The following is a 15,943-nucleotide window of genomic DNA, read 5'->3' as shown; positions in this document are numbered from 1 at the left end:
TTGCCGCCAACCAGGGGCGGCAATGGTTGGCGCGCCAGATAATAGCCAAGTGACATCATTTTCTTTACCCATTCCCCCGCCGGGTAATATCCTGCGCGCCTCTTGTTCGTTTCAGCCGTTTCCCCCCGCCAAGGAGTTCGTCGTCATGATCGTAGGCATCGACCTGGGAACCACCAACAGCCTGGTCGCGGTCTGGCGCGAAACATCCAGCGAGCTGGTGCCCAACGCCCTGGGGCAACTCCTGACGCCCAGCGTGGTGGGCCTGGACGACGAAGGCCGGGTCCTGGTAGGCCAGGCCGCCAAGGAACGCTTGCATACCCATCCGCACCTGACCACCGCGCTGTTCAAGCGCTACATGGGCAGCGCCACCGAAGTGCGCCTGGGCGAGCGCTCCTGGCGCCCGGAAGAACTGTCTGCGCTGGTGCTCAAGAGCCTCAAGGAGGACGTCGAACGCTCCTATGGCGAGCCGGTGGTCGAAGCCGTGATCAGCGTTCCGGCCTACTTCAGCGATGCCCAGCGCAAGGCCACGCGGATCGCTGGCGAGCTGGCCGGGCTCAAGGTCGAGAAGCTGGTCAACGAACCCACTGCTGCCGCCCTGGCCTACGGCCTGCACCAGCGTGACAAGGAAACCTCGTTCCTGGTCTTCGACCTGGGCGGCGGCACCTTCGACGTGTCGATCCTGGAACTGTTCGATGGGGTCATGGAAGTCCGCGCCAGCGCCGGCGACAACTTCCTCGGTGGCGAGGACTTCGACAGCCTGTTGCTGGAGCACTTTCTCGCACAACAGGCCCAGGCCCCGGACTTCCCCGAGCGCCAGAGCGTGCTCCAGGCCTTGCGCCGCGAGGCCGAGCGAGTGCGGCGGGCCCTGGGCCAGGACAGCAGCGCCGAATTCTGCTTGCGGGTGGACGGCCGGCAGTGGATCCAGACCATCACCCAGGCCCAATTGGCAACGCTCTGCGCGCCCCTGCTGGAGCGCCTGCGCCTGCCCATCGAGCGGGCCCTGCGCGACGCGCGGATCCGGGTCAGCGACCTGGATGAAATCCTCCTGGTCGGTGGCGCCAGCCGCATGCCCCTGGTGCGCAAGCTGGCAGCCGGGCTGTTCGGTCGGTTTCCCTCGATCACCCTCGATCCGGACCAGGTGGTGGCCCAGGGCGCCGCGGCGCAGGCCGCGCTCAAGGCGCGCAGCCAGGCCCTGGAAGAAGTGGTGCTGACCGACGTCTGCTCCTACACCCTGGGTATCGAGACCACCCAGCAGCACGGCAAGCAGTTCGAAAGCGGGCACTACTTGCCGATCATCGAGCGCAACAGCGTGGTGCCGGTGAGCCGGGTCAAGTCCGTGCAGACCCTGCACGACAACCAGGACCATGTGCTGCTGAAGATCTTCCAGGGCGAGAGCCGCCTGGTGCGCGACAACGTCGCCCTGGGCCAGCTGGAAATCAAGGTGCCCAAGCGCCCGGCCGGGGAAGTCTCGCTGGATGTGCGCTTCACCTATGACATCAACGGCCTGCTGGAGGCCCAGGTGACCATTCCCCTGACCGGGGACTGCCACTCGCTGGTGATCGAGAACAACCCGGGCGTACTGACCCCGGAAGAAATCCAGGAACGCCTGCGGGCCCTGGCACAACTGAAGGTCCACCCCCGCGACCAGCAGGCCAATACCCTGCTCAGCGCTCGCCTGGAGCGTCTCTACCAGGAGAGCCTGGGGGAACTGCGCGAGCAGGTTGGCTACTGGGCCGGACAGTTCCAGCAGGTGCTGGACACCCAGGACGAGCGCCGGATCCGCGAACTGCGCAGCCAGCTCAACGAGCAACTGCAGCGCCTGGAAAACGGCCACTGGCACTAGGAGCCGCCCCATGGATTGCTGGTCGGTGCTGGGAGCGCCACAAGATGCCGATGAACGAGAGATCAAGCGCAGCTACGCCCGGCAGTTGAAGCGCGTGCGGCCCGACGCCGACGCGGAGGGTTTCCAGCGCTTGCGCGAGGCCTACGAACGGGCCCTGCAGCTGGCCCGCTGGCGAACCACCGAGGCGGTCGGCGAGGTGCAGCAGCCAGCAGCCGACAACCTGCGGCAATGGTCGACCCTGGTGGAGCTGGCCCCCTCGCCACTGCCCAGCCACGAGCCGATGCCCGTGCTGGCGCCGGTGCTGCGGTCGTTGCAGTACGGCCTGGATGCCGACAACCTGCCGCAGCGCTGGCGCCAGGCCCAAGAGCAGGACTGCACCGAACCTTTCCTCAAGCACCTGCTGGCAATCTGTTGCGACGCTCCCGGACGACACCTGGCGCTGATCGAATGGGCCGTGGCCAACCTGGACTGGCTGACGCCCTGGCAACGCCCGTCCATGACGGCCTTGCAGGAAGGGGTACTGGTACAAGGCCTGTTGCAGCAATATCGCCGAGTGCTGGAAGAACTGCTGGCCGCCGGCCGGGAACGGCCGTTCCTGGAACGCCTGGGCGGCTACTGCGCACAGCCCTGGTTGCAGATCTTCGACCATCGCCAATCCTGGCAAGGCGAGGTCCTGGAACTGTTGCACCAGCAATCCTGGCAGGCGCCGGTGTTCGAAGGGGTATGCCAGCTGTTCGGCTGGGATGAAAAGCGCGGCGCCACCCCGGAACCCGATTGGATGTGGCGAGCGCTGGCCGAGCGCTACCAACAGGAGGCCTTCTACCAGAAGCTAGAGGCCGACGCCGCCAACAACGCGGACACCACGCCCCAGGCCGCAGCCGCGCGGCTGTTCCTGACCCCGCCGTCCCGGCGCCGCCAGGTTGCCCTGGCCCGTCACTTCGAGAGCGAACACTGGCAGGCCTGCCTGGAACTGTCGCATACCCTGGCCTCGCGCTTCCCGGCCCTGGTGGAGCGCCTGCCCCACCACGACCTGTTGTTCTGGAGAAGCCTGGTTCCACGATTGCTCAGTGTGGACAACTGGATTCGTTGCAGTCTCGGCAGCGGCCTGGCCCTGGGCCTGTACTTCATGCCCAAGCCGGGCTACAGCCCTGAGCTGGCGCTGATGCTGGGCCTGGTCTGCAGTGCCATGCTGGGGGTCCTGGGGATCCTCCTGCTCAGCAATTGGCAGCAATTGATTGGCCATTTGCTATTACCGGACCTGTGGTTGACCGAGCGCCTGGTGCCCAAGCGCCTGAATCCAAGGTGCTACTGGCTTATCCTGCGCCACGGTGTGCCGCAGTTGGTGATGCTGGCGCTGTTCGGCTTCTGGCTCGGTCTGCTCGGAATGCTCGGCTACCTGGGCTTCACCCTGATCGGCTGGCTGCACTCGGGACGCATCGGCCAGGCGAACCCGCGGTTCCATGCCCGGCATCCGTGGCTGGGGGCGCTGCATTGGAATCACTTCAGCCCATGGCAGCCGGTGTACCTGCTGCTCATGGTGGTGCTCGTGCGCGCCTGCCAGGTCCATGGCCTGGGCTTTCCCCTGACCCGCCTGATCCCGGGCTAGGTGCCGACGACCGGCTGGATGGCAGGTATTTTTTCAGCGCCGGCTGTCGCTGTGCCCGGCGCTGTACCAGTATGTATTGCCCCCTTGACGGGGTTCACGCTGAAAAGGATCTGAGCATGTTGAAACTCGCAGGACTGAGCCTCGCGCTGGCCGCCATTACGCTGAGCTCCACCACCATGGCCGATGTCGAGGTCGACCTGGGCAGCCCGCAACGGGTAACCCGGCTGTTCGCCTTTCCCAACAACTGCAACGTCATCTGCTATCGCGACTGGACCCTGGAACAGACGGTGGCGCACTACCTGACCCAGAGCGTGCAGCGCGATGGGTATGCCAACGCCAAGGTCAGCGTCAAGACCGCTGGCGACAAGGTCCTGGCCTCGTTCAGCGGGGTTCCGGCGGGCTACGGCAAGCCCCTGGGCGCCTTGCTGGATGCCGGCGACCTGGCCTACAAGGGCGCCAGCCAACTCAACAGCGACGGCAAGTGGGCCTACAGCTGGTACCTGTTCCTGCCGTTGGGCATGGCCCTGGAAAACCGCAAGAGCGTCGAGCTCCTGCACTTCCCGCCGGACTACTCCCTGACCCAGGCCCAGGACTACCTCGAATCGGCTACCACCGATCGCTGGGCCACCCTGCTCACCGCCAACGGCATCGCCGCCGCGCAGACCCCGGCCTACCAGACCATCGTCGACATCGCGCCGATCGCCGCGCCGTCCAATGCCGGCAAGGACCTGGAAGGCGTCTACGGCTACTTCAACAACTACCAGACCACCATGGTCAGGCAGGTCAGCCGGGGCAGCAGCGGCGCCGCCTTGCCGATGGTGGCCTTCGGCGCGCCGGTGCGCAGCTGGCTCAAGCAGCAGTACGGGGTGACGGTGAATGTGCTGGGCCTGGCGCAGATCAGCCCCAGTGCCGGGCTCAAGGTGCCGGTGCTGGGCTCCAACCACCCGAGCTACATCTGGTATGCGGCGGACCCGGCCAACTACGACGACGATGAAACCAAGGCCGATGCCGCGGGCTTGAAGGTGATGGGGCAGGATTTGAGCGCGGCCTGCTGGCAGGCGGGAATGGGCAGCAAGCCGGGTAGCGATGCGCAGGCGCAGTTGAACAGTTGCACCCAGACCTGGCAGGTGACGCAGAAGTCCAAGACCTGCGAGCTGTTCTACACCTCGATCCGCAAGCTGGACCAGCAGCAGGCGGCGGCCAAGTGCGCCAGCGCGGCGGTCAAGAGCCAGTTGCTGCAGCTCCAGTCCCCCGCACCGGCGCCCAGCACCGAAGTGCCACACCTGTGAGGTCGCGCCGGCGTCGGCCCGGACCGGGCCGGCGCTCGCGCTTGAGGTGCCTCAGGGCGAGCCCACCGGGCGCAGGCGGTACTGCGGCGGCAACTGCTCGGGGCCGCTGATGGTGGTATTCAGGCTCTTCCAGCGGCCGTCCTTGATCCCGTAGATGCAGCCGTGGATCGACAGGCTCTGCCCGCGATGCCAGGCGTTCTGCACGATGCTGGTGTGACCGACGTTGGCCACTTGCTGGATCACGTTGAGTTCGCACAGGCGGTCGACCCGTTCCTCTTCCGTGGCCAGGGCCCCCAGCGCGTCACGGTGCTCGTAGTAGAGGTCGCGGATCGAACGCAGCCAACCGTCGATCAAGCCCAGCTGGCGGTCCTGCATCGAGGCCCGCACACCGCCGCAGCCATAGTGGCCGGTGACCAGGATGTGCTTGACCTTGAGTACGTCCACCGCGTACTGGATCACCGACAGGCAGTTGAGGTCGGTGTGCAGCACCACATTGGCCACGTTACGGTGGACGAACAGGTCGCCCGGCAACATGCCGACAATCTCGTTGGCCGGCACCCGTGCATCCGAACAGCCGATCCACAGGTACTCCGGGGTCTGCTGGCGGGCCAGCTTGGAGAAGAACTCCGGATCCTGCTGCTTGATCGCTTCGGCCCAACGCTCGTTGTTATCAATCAGGTCTTGTAGTTCGTTCATGCTGTGAAGCCTCAGGAATGATGCGCAGGTTTGACAGACGACCTCCGGCCGGGGTCACGCCCGATGCGGCAGATACCGGTCATCCCATGCGGGGGAATCTTCGCCAAGGGGGCCGGTCCACCCCTACAAGCCCCTGAAGTTCGAGGACCTTCCATGACTGAACCACGACGCCCCTACAACGAGCCCCAACCCGAGCCCATCGACGACGACCAGGATCGCATGGGCTCCATGGAGGAACTGCATTTCGATGACCAGGCCCCGGTGGCTGGCAGCGACGGCCCGGCCACCGAGGACGGGTCCACTGCTAACGACTTGAGCCCGGAGATCCTGACGCCGGAGGATGGCGCCCGCTCCGTCCGGGAGAAAGGGGCCAGCCGCCCCGCCGATTGGGACCTGAGCATCGTCGACGATGCTCAGATCGGTGGTGGCTCGGGCCAGGATGAAGCCGAGTTGGCCAGGCGCAAGCCACTGGATCGCCAGCGCTGAGGAAAGCGCTGGCCTGGCGCGGCTCAATCCACCAGGGTACAGGCCATGACCAGCGCGTCTTCGCGCCCGCCCACCGCCGGGTAGTAGTCGCGGCGGCGCCCGACCTCGTTGAAGCCGTAGCGCTCGTACAACCGATAAGCGGTCTGGTTGCTGGAGCGCACTTCCAGGAAGCATTCCCGGGCGTCCTTCTGGTAAGCGCGTTTCATCAACGCCTCCAGCAACTGCAGGCCCAAACCGCGGCCCTGGTTTTCCGGCTTGACCGTGATGTTCAACAGGTGGGCCTCGTCGATGATCACCTGGATCACCCCGTGCCCCACTTGCTGGCTGCCTTCGAACATCAGCCAGACTTCATAGGATTTGAAGGCGTCCATGAAGATGCCGCGGGTCCAGGGGTGGCTGAACGCGGCATATTCGATCTTCAGGATGGCATCCAGGTCCGCCTCGGTGGCCAGGCGGAAGGTCAACGCGTCACTCATCGCTACTCTTACTCATCATTGCTTTTCCAGCGCGCCATCAACCGGCGCATGGCTTGCCAGACATCGGCCTTGCGCTGTGGCTCTTCCATCAACAACTCCAGCCCGGGCAAGGCCCAGGCCGAACCCAGGCCTTCGACCTCCAGTTCGCGATTGTAGGCCTCGGCATCGGCCTCGCCGGCAAAACGTATGGCCGGCAGGCCCACCAGCCACAGGCAGGCACAGGGTTGTTCTTCGACCCGCATGCCGACGAAGGCCTGGACGAAATCCCGTGCGGCCTCGGGTCCCTGGTCCAGGTTGCCACGGGTCAGGCGCGGCCAGCGCACCGGCTCGGCGAGGATCTGCGGGCTGTCCGGCAGGCCGGCGGCGCGCAGCATGTCCTTGAGCAACAGGTAGGCCGGGTCGCGGCTCTGGAACGCCTCGCCGGTGGGCAGCTCCACCAGCAACAGGCAACGGCCGGCCCGCAGCAGTTGCAGGGCGAAGCGCGGCGGTGGGACCACCGGCGCCTTGACCACGGGGGCGGCTTCCTCATCCTCGACCACAGGCTTGGCGGCCGGGCGGGCAGAGGCCGCAGCCGGGCGCGGCACTTCGATTTTCGGCCGATCGACACTGCGCGTCACCGGGGCCGCCGCGACTTGGGCCTCGACGACGGGCGCAGGCGGCGCCTCCACCACCGGCTCCGGCAAAACCAGCAGTTCGGGGCGCGAGGGGGCGGCAAAGGGCAATTCGCTGCGCGGCAACCAGCTGACCACCTGCATGGCGGACAGATAAGCGCGACGACGGGACTCGATAAGCAAGGGTCGGCCACTTGTGGATAACTGAGGTGGGGGATTCTACCGTCCTTCGCCGAAGATCGCCCGCAGTTGATGCAGCGCAAAAGCGACAGTCCGTCTCCTTAACTGGATGCAGGGTGAATCGCCAGCCCCCTGATGCAGTACAATCGCCGCTTTTCATTTGCCAACCAGCCGGCCATTCCGATGATCGAACCCAAGCGCGTGTTGCGCGCCCTCGCCGAACACTGGGCACTTCTGGAGCCACTGTGCGAGCACTTCGACCAAGGCACCCTGAGTCTTGCCGAACTGCGTTCACAACTGGCCACCCAGCAACTGGACAGTACGCCCCAGGACATCACCAACCTGCTGGACGTATGGATACGCCTGGACATCCTGGTCCCGGTGGCGAAAAGCCCGAACCGCTTCGAGCTCAACGCGCAGATCCACGACTTCCTCGCCTACCTGCGGCGTGAACACCGCCTGGGCCTGTGCCTGGAGATCGAAGCCTACCTGCGCCACCTGGAGCGCCTGGCAGGCTACATCCAGGATGCCTTCGAGATCCGCGACGGCCACGACCTGGCGCGCCAGCTGCGCCTGCTGGACATGCGCGTACGCGATGTCCTGAAGAAACTCGCCAACGACGAACAGGCCCTGGTGGCGGTGGCCGAACGGGCCAAGACCAGCGACCGGCAGATCCCCCTGCGCCAGCGCTACGCCGAGGTGCTGGCCACCTGGGACGAATACGTCGAGCCGATGATCCAGCTGGTGAACGCCGACGGCGCCTTCGAGCAGGGCGTGCGCAAGGTGGAGAACGTGCTGCTGCGCATGCTCACCGAACAGCAGCGCCTGGGCCACCTGGTGGACGACGACATGCTGCTGCGCACCCACGCGCGGATCCTGGAGATGCAGACCAGCGCCCAGCTGACCCTGCGCCATGCCCGGGAACTGCTGCTGCCGCTGCGCGAGGAGGCCCGCCGACACAACGCCGTGACCCGTGGCGCGGCCCTGGCCCTGTCGGTCATCCGCCGCAAGGGCATCGATGCGGTGCCCCAGGCGGCGATGCCGATGTTCACCCGCCCGCAGAGTACCTTCCTCGGCAGCTCCGGCCAGGTGGAGGCCTATGTCTACGCCCTGGCCCGCTTCGAGCCCAAGCCGGCGCGCTTCCCCAAGGCCCACAAGACCCACAAGGGCCTGGCCCCCAAGGCGCCGCGCACGGTCCGGGAAATGCTCGAGCGTTGCGAGAACGCCCTGCCGATGCCGGACCTGATGAGCTGGCTGCTGGACCAGGAACCGGACGGCGCCACCGACGAGCTGCTGTACTGGTTCTCCCGCCTGTCCCGGGAAAAACGCTTCAAGCGCGAGCGTCTCGAACGCCGCGAATACCACACCCAGGAGCACCAGGTCAGCCTGCGCTCCTTCGCCCTGCTCTCGGCTCGCGACGACCAGCCCGAGCAAACTGCGAGTAATGCCAATGCATCTTGATCTTTCCGAACTGTCCCAGCTGGCGCCGATCTTCCGCGAGCTGTTCAAGGGCTACCACGTCAGCCGCCGCGATCCGGAGCTGTACGCGCAACTGTCGAACTTCCAGGACCAGTACCGCACCCTGTTCAAGGCCCTGGGCTTCGAGCTGGTGTGCGATACCCGCGGCTTCTATTACTTCGTGCCGGAAAACGCCGCGGCGCAGGTGAACAAGACCGCCCAACGCCTGGCGCTGTTCACCTTCATCCTGGTGGAGCACCTGGCCGACCAGGGCCGCGACCCGATCGCCGTGCTCGACGGCGGCAGCCTGGGCCGCGACGAGCTGCCCTCGCTGCTGGACAAGTACCGCGACCTGTTCATCCAGGCCGAGGTCCAGACCCAGGAAGAACTGGAAGAGAAGATCATGCGCCGCATGACCCAACTGGGCTTCGCCCTGGAGGAACCGGGGATCTACCGCTTCCTGCCGCCGATGCACCGCTTCCTCGACGTCTGCCTGTCGGTACAGCAAGACCGCGACCTGGCGGCCAGCCTGCACAGCGTGCTGCCATTGCCGACCCCGGTGCTGGTGGACGAGGACAGCGACGAGAAACTGCTGCAAACCGATGACCCGCTGGACCTGAGCGAATTCGACGAGTCCGAGGAAAGTGAAGAAGACGCGCTGGCCCGGGCCATCGCCGAAGAACAGGAGCTCGACGCATGAGCAAGGAACGCTACGGCATCCGCCGCTTTGCCCTTTTGAACACCGCTGGCTACAGCCTGGGCCTGTTCCCCCTGGAAGAGCCGCTGTCGGTCTACGGCGCGAACAACCTGGGCAAGTCGGCGTCGATCAACGCCCTGCAATTCCCGATCCTGGCGCGCATGTCGGACATGAGCTTCGGCAAGTACAGCCTGGAGCAGTCGCGGCGCTTCTACTTCGCCTCCGACACCAGCTACATCCTGGTGGAAGTCTCGCTGCCCCACGGCCCCCACGTCATCGGCGTGTCGGGACGCGGCCCGGGTGGTGGCTTCGGCCACCAGTTCTTCGCCTACGCCGGGCAACTGGACCTGGCCCACTACCAGAAGGACGACACCTGCCTGCGGCAAAAAGAGCTGTTCACCAACCTGGAGCGCCATGGCCTGAAGGCCTACGAGCTCAAGCCCGATGAACTGCGGCGCCTGCTGGTCGGTGGCCACACCTCGATCCCGCTGGACCTGACGCTGATCCCGCTGCGCTCCACCAGCGAGCAGAGCCTGAAGACCTTCCGCGCGCTGTTCATCAACCTGCTGCACATGCGCGAGATCACCGCGGCCAAGCTCAAGCAGCTGTTCCTCGATGCCTTCGAGCACAGCCTGCGCTCGGGCAGTGTCGACTACATCGCCGCCTGCGACGAGGCGTTCCGCGATGTGCGGCGCATGGAGCAGGACTACAACTCGCTGGTGGCCGCCGGCCCGCTGGTCGAGGCCCTGGCCAGCGGCGTGAAGCAACGGGATATCCTGCGCGGCAAGCTGCATCGCCTGTCGCCGCTGCTGGACTCGCTGCTGGGCACCTGGTCGGACTACGCCAGTGCGCGCAAGGAAGAGCTGACCATCCAGGCCGAGCACTACCGCAACGAGCAGGACGCCCTGCAGAACGACCAGCGCAACAGCACCCAGGAAATGATGCGCCTGGAGCGGGAAATCACCGGCACCCAGCGCTGGCTGGGCGAGCTGTCGGTGCTCAAGCACCGCTTCGCCCTGGTGGATGACGTCAAGGTCCTGGAGCAGCAACTGCTGGCGGCCAAGGATGCCCACGACGAACTGGCCGGCGCCTTGGCCCAGTCCCGGCAGTTCTCCGCCGAAGACCTGGAAGAGCGCCTGCGCGACCTGGAAAAACGCCTGAAGTCGGTGAAGCAGCAGCTCGACCACGCCGATAACAACAGCTACGCCCGCCTGCGCGAGGAGTTCTCCCAGCAAGATGTGGAACGCCTGATGCGCCTGTTCAACAGCGCGCTGTTCAGCCTGCCCCTGGGCGAGCACGGCATCGCCCTGGACGACAATGGCGACTGGGTGAAGTCCGTGGAGCTGATCCTCGATGGCTTCAAGGGCGAGCGTTTCGAAGTGCCGGGGCTGTCCATCGACATCTCCCATATCGAACCACCGGCGCTGCAGGCCCTGGCCGACCGCGCGGCCCTGCGCGACCAGAAGGAGCGCCTGGAGAAGGAGCTCAAGCAGCTCAAGACCCAGGCCGCCGTGGCTGCCGACCGCGCCGCGAGCAAGACCCAGACCGAAGCCCTGTACCAGCAGGTACTGGATGCGCAGAAAGCCCTGGAAGACTTCCGCCGGACCCAGACCCTGAGCGCCGAGGAAGGCGAGAAGCTGGAGCAGCTGGCACAGATGGAAGCTGCCCAGGACGAACTCAAGCGCTCCAGCGATGCCTTCACCGAGCGCGTCCAGCAACTGTCGGCCAAGCTGCAACTGGTGGGTCGCCAGATCAGCGACATGGAAGCCAAGCAGCGTACGCTCGACGACGCCCTGCGCCGTCGCCAGCTGCTGCCGGCGGACCTGCCGTTCGGTACACCGTTCATGGACCCGGTGGACGACTCCATGGACAACCTGCTGCCGTTGCTCAACGACTATCAGGACAGCTGGCAGGGCCTGCAGCGGGTCGATGGCCAGATCGAAGCACTGTATGCCCAGGTGCGCCTCAAGGGCGTGGCCAAGTTCGACAGCGAGGATGATGTCGAGCGTCGCCTGCAACTGCTGATCAACGCCTATTCGCACCGCACCGAAGAAGCCCTGACCCTGGGCAAGGCCCGCCGGGCGGCGGTCACCGACATCGCCCGGACCCTGCGCAACATCCGCAGCGACTACGACAGCCTGGAACACCAGCTGGCGCTGTTCAACCGCGAGATCAACAAGCGCCAGGTTTCCAACCTGCAGAGCTTCCGCATCGTCCTGGCGCCGAACAAGGAAGCGCTCAAGCACATCGACCAGATCATCCACAGCGCCGGCCAGTACGAGGAAGGCGAGACCCTGTCGGTGTTCGACCTGAGCCAGAGCGCCGAGCAGGACAACAAGAACGAAGAGGCCAAGGAGTACCTGGCGCGGCTGGTGGCGGCCAACCACAACCAGCTGGGCCTGAAGGACCTGTTCGAGCTGGCGTTCGAAATCACCAAGGTCAACGGCCAGCCGGTGATCCATACCGACATCGATGGCGCGGCGTCCAACGGCACCACCATGACCATCAAGGCGCTGACCAACATGTACCTGTTGCTGCACTTGATGGACCGCGACCAGGCCGGGCGTATTCGCCTGCCCTACTACCTCGACGAGGCGGCGGACATCGACGAGCGCAACCAGGCGGCGCTGCTCGAGACCAGCCTGCAACTGGGCTTCGTGCCGATCCTGGCCAGTGTCAAGCCGCAGGTTTCGGCCCAGGTGGCCATCGACCTGGAAGGCGGTAGCGGCCCGAACGGCATCTATATCGATGAAGCGGACTGGAAGTTCATCCGGCGCCACGACCAGGTCAAGGCGGTGATGAACGAACAAGCCCTGGATGAAGCACAGGCGGCATTGGACGAAGCCTGATTTCCCTGCGCTGAAACACAAAGGCCGCCCTCTTGCGAGGGCGGCCTTTTTTGTTGGTTCGGCGCTAGCGCGTCACCGGGACCGCGGGTTGCTTGCCTAGGGGAATCTTCGGCGCCCAGGTCAGCCATTCGTCTTCGAACTGGTCGAACAGCGGAAAAGTCTGCTCGGGTCGCGCCGGGTTGCCCATGCGCTCGCCCTCCGGGGTGGCGAAGGCGATGCCGCCCTGGATCAGGGTCTCGAGGGATTCAGTACGCACGGTTGCGCCCTTGAACAAGCCGAAATCCACGCCAAAGCCGCTGCTGTTCCAGAAGCGCGTGCCACCGCGTACCAATGGCGCGTACTTGGGCTCGATCAGGATATGAATCAGGACTCGATCAGCCGTTTGCCCCAGCTCGTAGCCGGTGACCTTGCCCACCGTTATCTCGCGGTAGGTCACTGGCACGCCGATCTTCAGCGATCCACGCCGGGCAGCGCTCAGCACCAGGCTCAAGCCGGGCTCCTGGACACTGGCGTGTGGCGGCTGCGGCAGGGCCACGAAGCTGGTTTGCGCGCCGAGGTTTTTCTCGGGCGGCTGGACCTCGATGTACTGGCCGGTGACCAGGGTCTCCAGGTTCGAGGTCTTCATCAAACCCAACTCGGGCTTGACCACCCAGAACTGGCTGCCAACCCGCGCGATACGCTCGGGCACCTCGGTGATCCGCGCCTTGAGCATCACCGACTGCATATCGGGGCTGAGGGTGACTTGCTCGAGCTTGCCCACATCCAGGCCCTTGAAGCGCACCGGAGTGCCGGCGCGCAGGCCATCGGCGCGATCGACCTTGATCTGCACCACGATGCCGCGCTGCGCTGCCTCTTCCTGGTTGGCGAACAGGCGGAACCGCGGAATGCGCTTTTTCAGCGGCACGTCGGGTATTGGCGTCTCGAAGGCGATGCCGCCGGCCATCAAGCTTTGCAACGATTCGCTCTTGATCTGGATACCGCCGGTCAGCCCTCCGGTAAGGGTGATGCCGCTGACGTTCCAGAAGCGGGTCGAACCGTTGACCAGTTTCTCGTACTCCTTCTCGATGTGAACGCCGATCACCAGCTGCTTACGGGTATGGGAGAACTGGTAGCTCTGCACGGCTCCGACCTTGACCTGTTTGTAGAGGATGGGGCTGCCGACCTCCAGGGAACCGAGATTGTCGGTGAACAGCACCATATGCAGGCCCGGTGTGCGCAAGTCCAGCGGTGGTGCCTTGGCCCGTGCCTCGAATTCACGCTGCGGCGCCGCGCCTTTGTCGCCCGGGCGGACGGCGATGTAGTTGCCCTTGAGCAGGGCCTCCAGGCCGGTGATGCCCGCCAGGGTGATGGATGGCTTGACGGTCCAGAACTGGGTGCCCTGCACCAGGTAGTCTTCGGCCAGCGGGTCGAGGGTCAGTTCGGCGGTGGCACTGGTCAGGTCGGCATCGACTTTCAGGGCTTTCAGGCTGCCAACCTGGATGCCCTTGTACATCACTGGCGTGTGTCCGGCCTGCAGGCCTTCGAAATCGCTGAGCTTGACCTTGACCCGGATCCCCGCCTGGGCGGCGTCGAAGTCTTCGTAGAGGCGGAACGGCAGGTTCGGGTCGGTCGGCGGGCTGTCCTTGCGGTTTTCCGGAGTGGCGAAGGCAATGCCGCCAGCGACGATGCTGGCCAGGGATTCGCTGCGGATCTTCAGACCGCTCAGGTTGGCGTCGACGCTGATGCCGCTGGCGTTCCAGAAGCGTGTGTGCTTGCGCACCAGGCTGGCGTAGGTCGGCTCGATGTAGACCTTGAGTTCGACAGTGCTCTGGTCTTCGGAGAGCAGATAGCTCTTGATCTGCCCGACCTGGATCTGTTTGTAGAACACCGGGCTGCCACGGGTCAGCGAGCCCAGGCGCTCGGCCTTGATGGTCAGGTGCAGGCCGGGCTTGGCATCGGACAGAGGCGGCTCTTCGACCAGCGCGGTGAACTTGCGGGTCGGCTCTCCACCTTCTCCCGGGCTCACGGCGATGTAGTTGCCCGAGACCAGGGTTTCCAGGCCAGTGATACCGGCCAGGCTGACGCTAGGCTTGACCAGCCAGAAGCGCGTGTTGGTCTTCAGGTACTGCTCGACATCCTTGCTCATCTCGACGGTGGCGACCACGCCCTTGGAGCTGCCCTCGTCATCCAGTTCCAGGGACTTGACCTTGCCCACGGGCATGCCCTTGTAAAACACCTCGGTCTTGTTGGCCTGGACGCCTTCGCCGCTTTCAAAGCGCAGCTGGATCAGGATCCCGGTCTCGCTGTAGGCGCGCCAGCCCAGCCAGCCACCAATGACCAGGGCGATCAGGGGCAGCACCCAGATGGCCGACCAATTGGAAGCCGGTCGGGTTTTGGCAGTAGGCAAATCACTCATGGTCGTCGTCCGACTCCGTGTTGTCCCAGATCAGTCGGGGATCGAAGGTTATCGCAGCCATCATGGTGAGGATCACCACGCTGGCAAAGGCGACCGCACCGAGGTTGGCTTCGATGCTGGCCAGCCGGCCAAAGTTGACCACCGCCACCAGGATGGCGATGACGAAAATATCCAGCATCGACCAGCGGCCGATGAATTCGATGAAGCGATACATGACGATCCGCTGCCTAGCCGACAGCGGTTGGTGGCGTTGCACCGAGAACAGCAGCAAGGCGATACCCACCAGCTTGAAGGTCGGCACCAGGATGCTGGCGACGAATACCACCGCGGCGATGGGGATCATGCCGTGCTGCACTAACTGGATGACACCCGACATGATGGTGCTGGGGCTGCCTTGGCCCAGGGCGCTGACCGTCATGATCGGCAGGACGTTGGCCGGGATATAGAGGATTGCAGCCGTGATCAGCAGTGCCCAGGTCCGCAGGATGCTGTTGGGACGACGGGCGTGGACCTTGGCTCCACAACGTGTGCAGGACTGGCTGTGACTGTCGGCCTGCTGCCGGTTCAACTCATGGCATTCGGTACAAATCAGGATGCCCGCATCAATCGCCCGCATGCACGTCTTCTCCGGATAACGCCTGCCAGACCTGGTGTGGCGACATCACCACTTCCAGCCAGACCTGGATCAACAGCAACGCGATAAAGCACACCAGGCCCAGGCCCACGGTAATGGACGCCATGTCGGCCAGCTTGACGATGGCCACCAGCACGCCCATGAGGTAGACCTCGAGCATGCCCCAATCGCGCAGGTGGTGATAAATACGATAGAGCAACAGACCGTAGCTTCGACCGATGCACCAGCGAATGCTCAACAGGACCAACAACTGGCAGATCAGCTTCAACAACGGGATGCCCATGCTGCAGAGGAACACCACCACCGCCACGCCTTGCATGCCCGTGTCGAACAGCCCTAGAACTCCACTCCAGACCGTATCGTCGGAAGACTGCCCCATGAGATCGAGCTGCATGATGGGTAGGAAATTGGCCGGCACATAAAGCAGCAAGGCGGCGATCACCAGGGCCAGGCTGCGTTGGACGACGTTGTGCCGGTGGGCATACAACTCGTAGCCGCAACGCGGGCACTGGGCTTTTTCGCCAGGGGCGAGTCTTGGCTTGCGCATCAGCAAGTCGCACTCATGGCAGGCGACCAGATCATCCAGCGGCAATTCCGACACCCCGGGGGTATCAACCGGATCCAGCATAGAGGGCTCGGGAACGGGGGGAAAATAGCCACTATTCTAGTGTTCCGATTCGAAAATAACTGTGCAAATTTGTCCTCGAATCGGAATATTTTCCC

The 15,943-nt window shown here is 64.8% G+C and carries 13 protein-coding genes; 7 read left to right on the top strand and 6 right to left on the bottom strand.

The window, feature by feature from the left end; translation table 11 throughout:
* Positions 1-145: 145 nt before the first annotated feature.
* The 3 genes from ACK6AU_RS20680 (at position 146) to ACK6AU_RS20670 (ending at position 4,738) form a co-directional block, all read left to right on the top strand.
* Positions 146-1,843, top strand: a complete 1,698-nt coding sequence (locus ACK6AU_RS20680; protein ID WP_409301058.1) for an Hsp70 family protein — start codon at positions 146-148, stop codon at positions 1,841-1,843.
* 10 nt (positions 1,844-1,853) lie between these two features.
* Positions 1,854-3,449 carry a J domain-containing protein gene (locus ACK6AU_RS20675; protein WP_409301056.1) on the top strand — a complete coding sequence of 532 codons (1,596 nt, stop codon included), beginning with the start codon at positions 1,854-1,856 and terminating at the stop codon, positions 3,447-3,449.
* 116 nt (positions 3,450-3,565) lie between these two features.
* Positions 3,566-4,738, top strand: coding sequence for a hypothetical protein (locus ACK6AU_RS20670; protein WP_185700416.1), 1,173 nt, complete (start codon positions 3,566-3,568; stop codon positions 4,736-4,738).
* A gap of 51 nt (positions 4,739-4,789) precedes the next feature.
* On the opposite strand, the gene can is transcribed toward ACK6AU_RS20670, so the two are convergent.
* Complete coding sequence (gene can / locus ACK6AU_RS20665) at positions 4,790-5,434, bottom strand: carbonate dehydratase (protein WP_185700417.1); 645 nt, start codon at positions 5,432-5,434, stop codon at positions 4,790-4,792.
* Positions 5,435-5,587: 153 nt separating this feature from the next.
* Between can and ACK6AU_RS20660 the strand changes: the two genes are divergently transcribed.
* On the top strand, positions 5,588-5,920 hold the full coding sequence (locus ACK6AU_RS20660; protein WP_185700418.1) for a serine kinase/phosphatase: 333 nt from the start codon (positions 5,588-5,590) through the stop codon (positions 5,918-5,920).
* Between the two features lie 23 nt (positions 5,921-5,943).
* On the opposite strand, the gene rimI is transcribed toward ACK6AU_RS20660, so the two are convergent.
* Together rimI and ACK6AU_RS20650 are read right to left on the bottom strand one after the other, a co-directional pair.
* Positions 5,944-6,396 carry a ribosomal protein S18-alanine N-acetyltransferase gene (gene rimI, locus ACK6AU_RS20655; protein WP_185700419.1) on the bottom strand — a complete coding sequence of 151 codons (453 nt, stop codon included), beginning with the start codon at positions 6,394-6,396 and terminating at the stop codon, positions 5,944-5,946.
* 8 nt (positions 6,397-6,404) lie between these two features.
* Entirely contained in the window at positions 6,405-7,151 is a 747-nt protein-coding gene (locus ACK6AU_RS20650; protein WP_409301068.1) for an energy transducer TonB, read from the bottom strand.
* A gap of 219 nt (positions 7,152-7,370) precedes the next feature.
* Between ACK6AU_RS20650 and mksB the strand changes: the two genes are divergently transcribed.
* From mksB to mksF, 3 genes are read left to right on the top strand one after another with little or no spacing between them, the layout of a single operon-like run.
* On the top strand, positions 7,371-8,648 hold the full coding sequence (gene mksB, locus ACK6AU_RS20645) for an Mks condensin complex protein MksB (RefSeq protein ID WP_053132175.1): 1,278 nt from the start codon (positions 7,371-7,373) through the stop codon (positions 8,646-8,648).
* Positions 8,638-9,345, top strand: a complete 708-nt coding sequence (gene mksE / locus ACK6AU_RS20640) for an Mks condensin complex protein MksE (RefSeq protein ID WP_053132143.1) — start codon at positions 8,638-8,640, stop codon at positions 9,343-9,345. Before mksB ends, mksE begins: the two co-directional genes overlap by 11 nt.
* Positions 9,342-12,191, top strand: coding sequence for an Mks condensin complex protein MksF (mksF, locus tag ACK6AU_RS20635; protein ID WP_185700420.1), 2,850 nt, complete (start codon positions 9,342-9,344; stop codon positions 12,189-12,191). Before mksE ends, mksF begins: the two co-directional genes overlap by 4 nt.
* A gap of 64 nt (positions 12,192-12,255) precedes the next feature.
* Here mksF and ACK6AU_RS20630 read toward each other — a convergent pair whose 3' ends face one another.
* Genes ACK6AU_RS20630 through ACK6AU_RS20620 form a run of 3 tightly spaced genes read right to left on the bottom strand, consistent with a single transcriptional unit; the run spans position 12,256 to position 15,848 of the window.
* Positions 12,256-14,586, bottom strand: coding sequence for an MlaD family protein (locus tag ACK6AU_RS20630; protein ID WP_409301052.1), 2,331 nt, complete (start codon positions 14,584-14,586; stop codon positions 12,256-12,258).
* The gene (locus ACK6AU_RS20625) at positions 14,579-15,202 is read right to left on the bottom strand and encodes a paraquat-inducible protein A (protein WP_185700422.1); all 624 of its coding nucleotides are present in this window, start codon (positions 15,200-15,202) and stop codon (positions 14,579-14,581) included. The genes ACK6AU_RS20630 and ACK6AU_RS20625 overlap by 8 nt, the downstream gene beginning before the upstream one ends.
* Entirely contained in the window at positions 15,189-15,848 is a 660-nt protein-coding gene (locus ACK6AU_RS20620) for a paraquat-inducible protein A (protein WP_185700423.1), read from the bottom strand. Before ACK6AU_RS20620 ends, ACK6AU_RS20625 begins: the two co-directional genes overlap by 14 nt.
* Positions 15,849-15,943: the final 95 nt, after the last annotated feature.

Origin of the sequence: Pseudomonas sp. KCJK8993 (assembly GCF_046230915.1) — a bacterium.
GTDB classification, from domain to species: Bacteria; Pseudomonadota; Gammaproteobacteria; order Pseudomonadales; family Pseudomonadaceae; genus Aquipseudomonas; species Aquipseudomonas piscis.
This window is presented reverse-complemented; position numbering and strand designations above follow the sequence as displayed.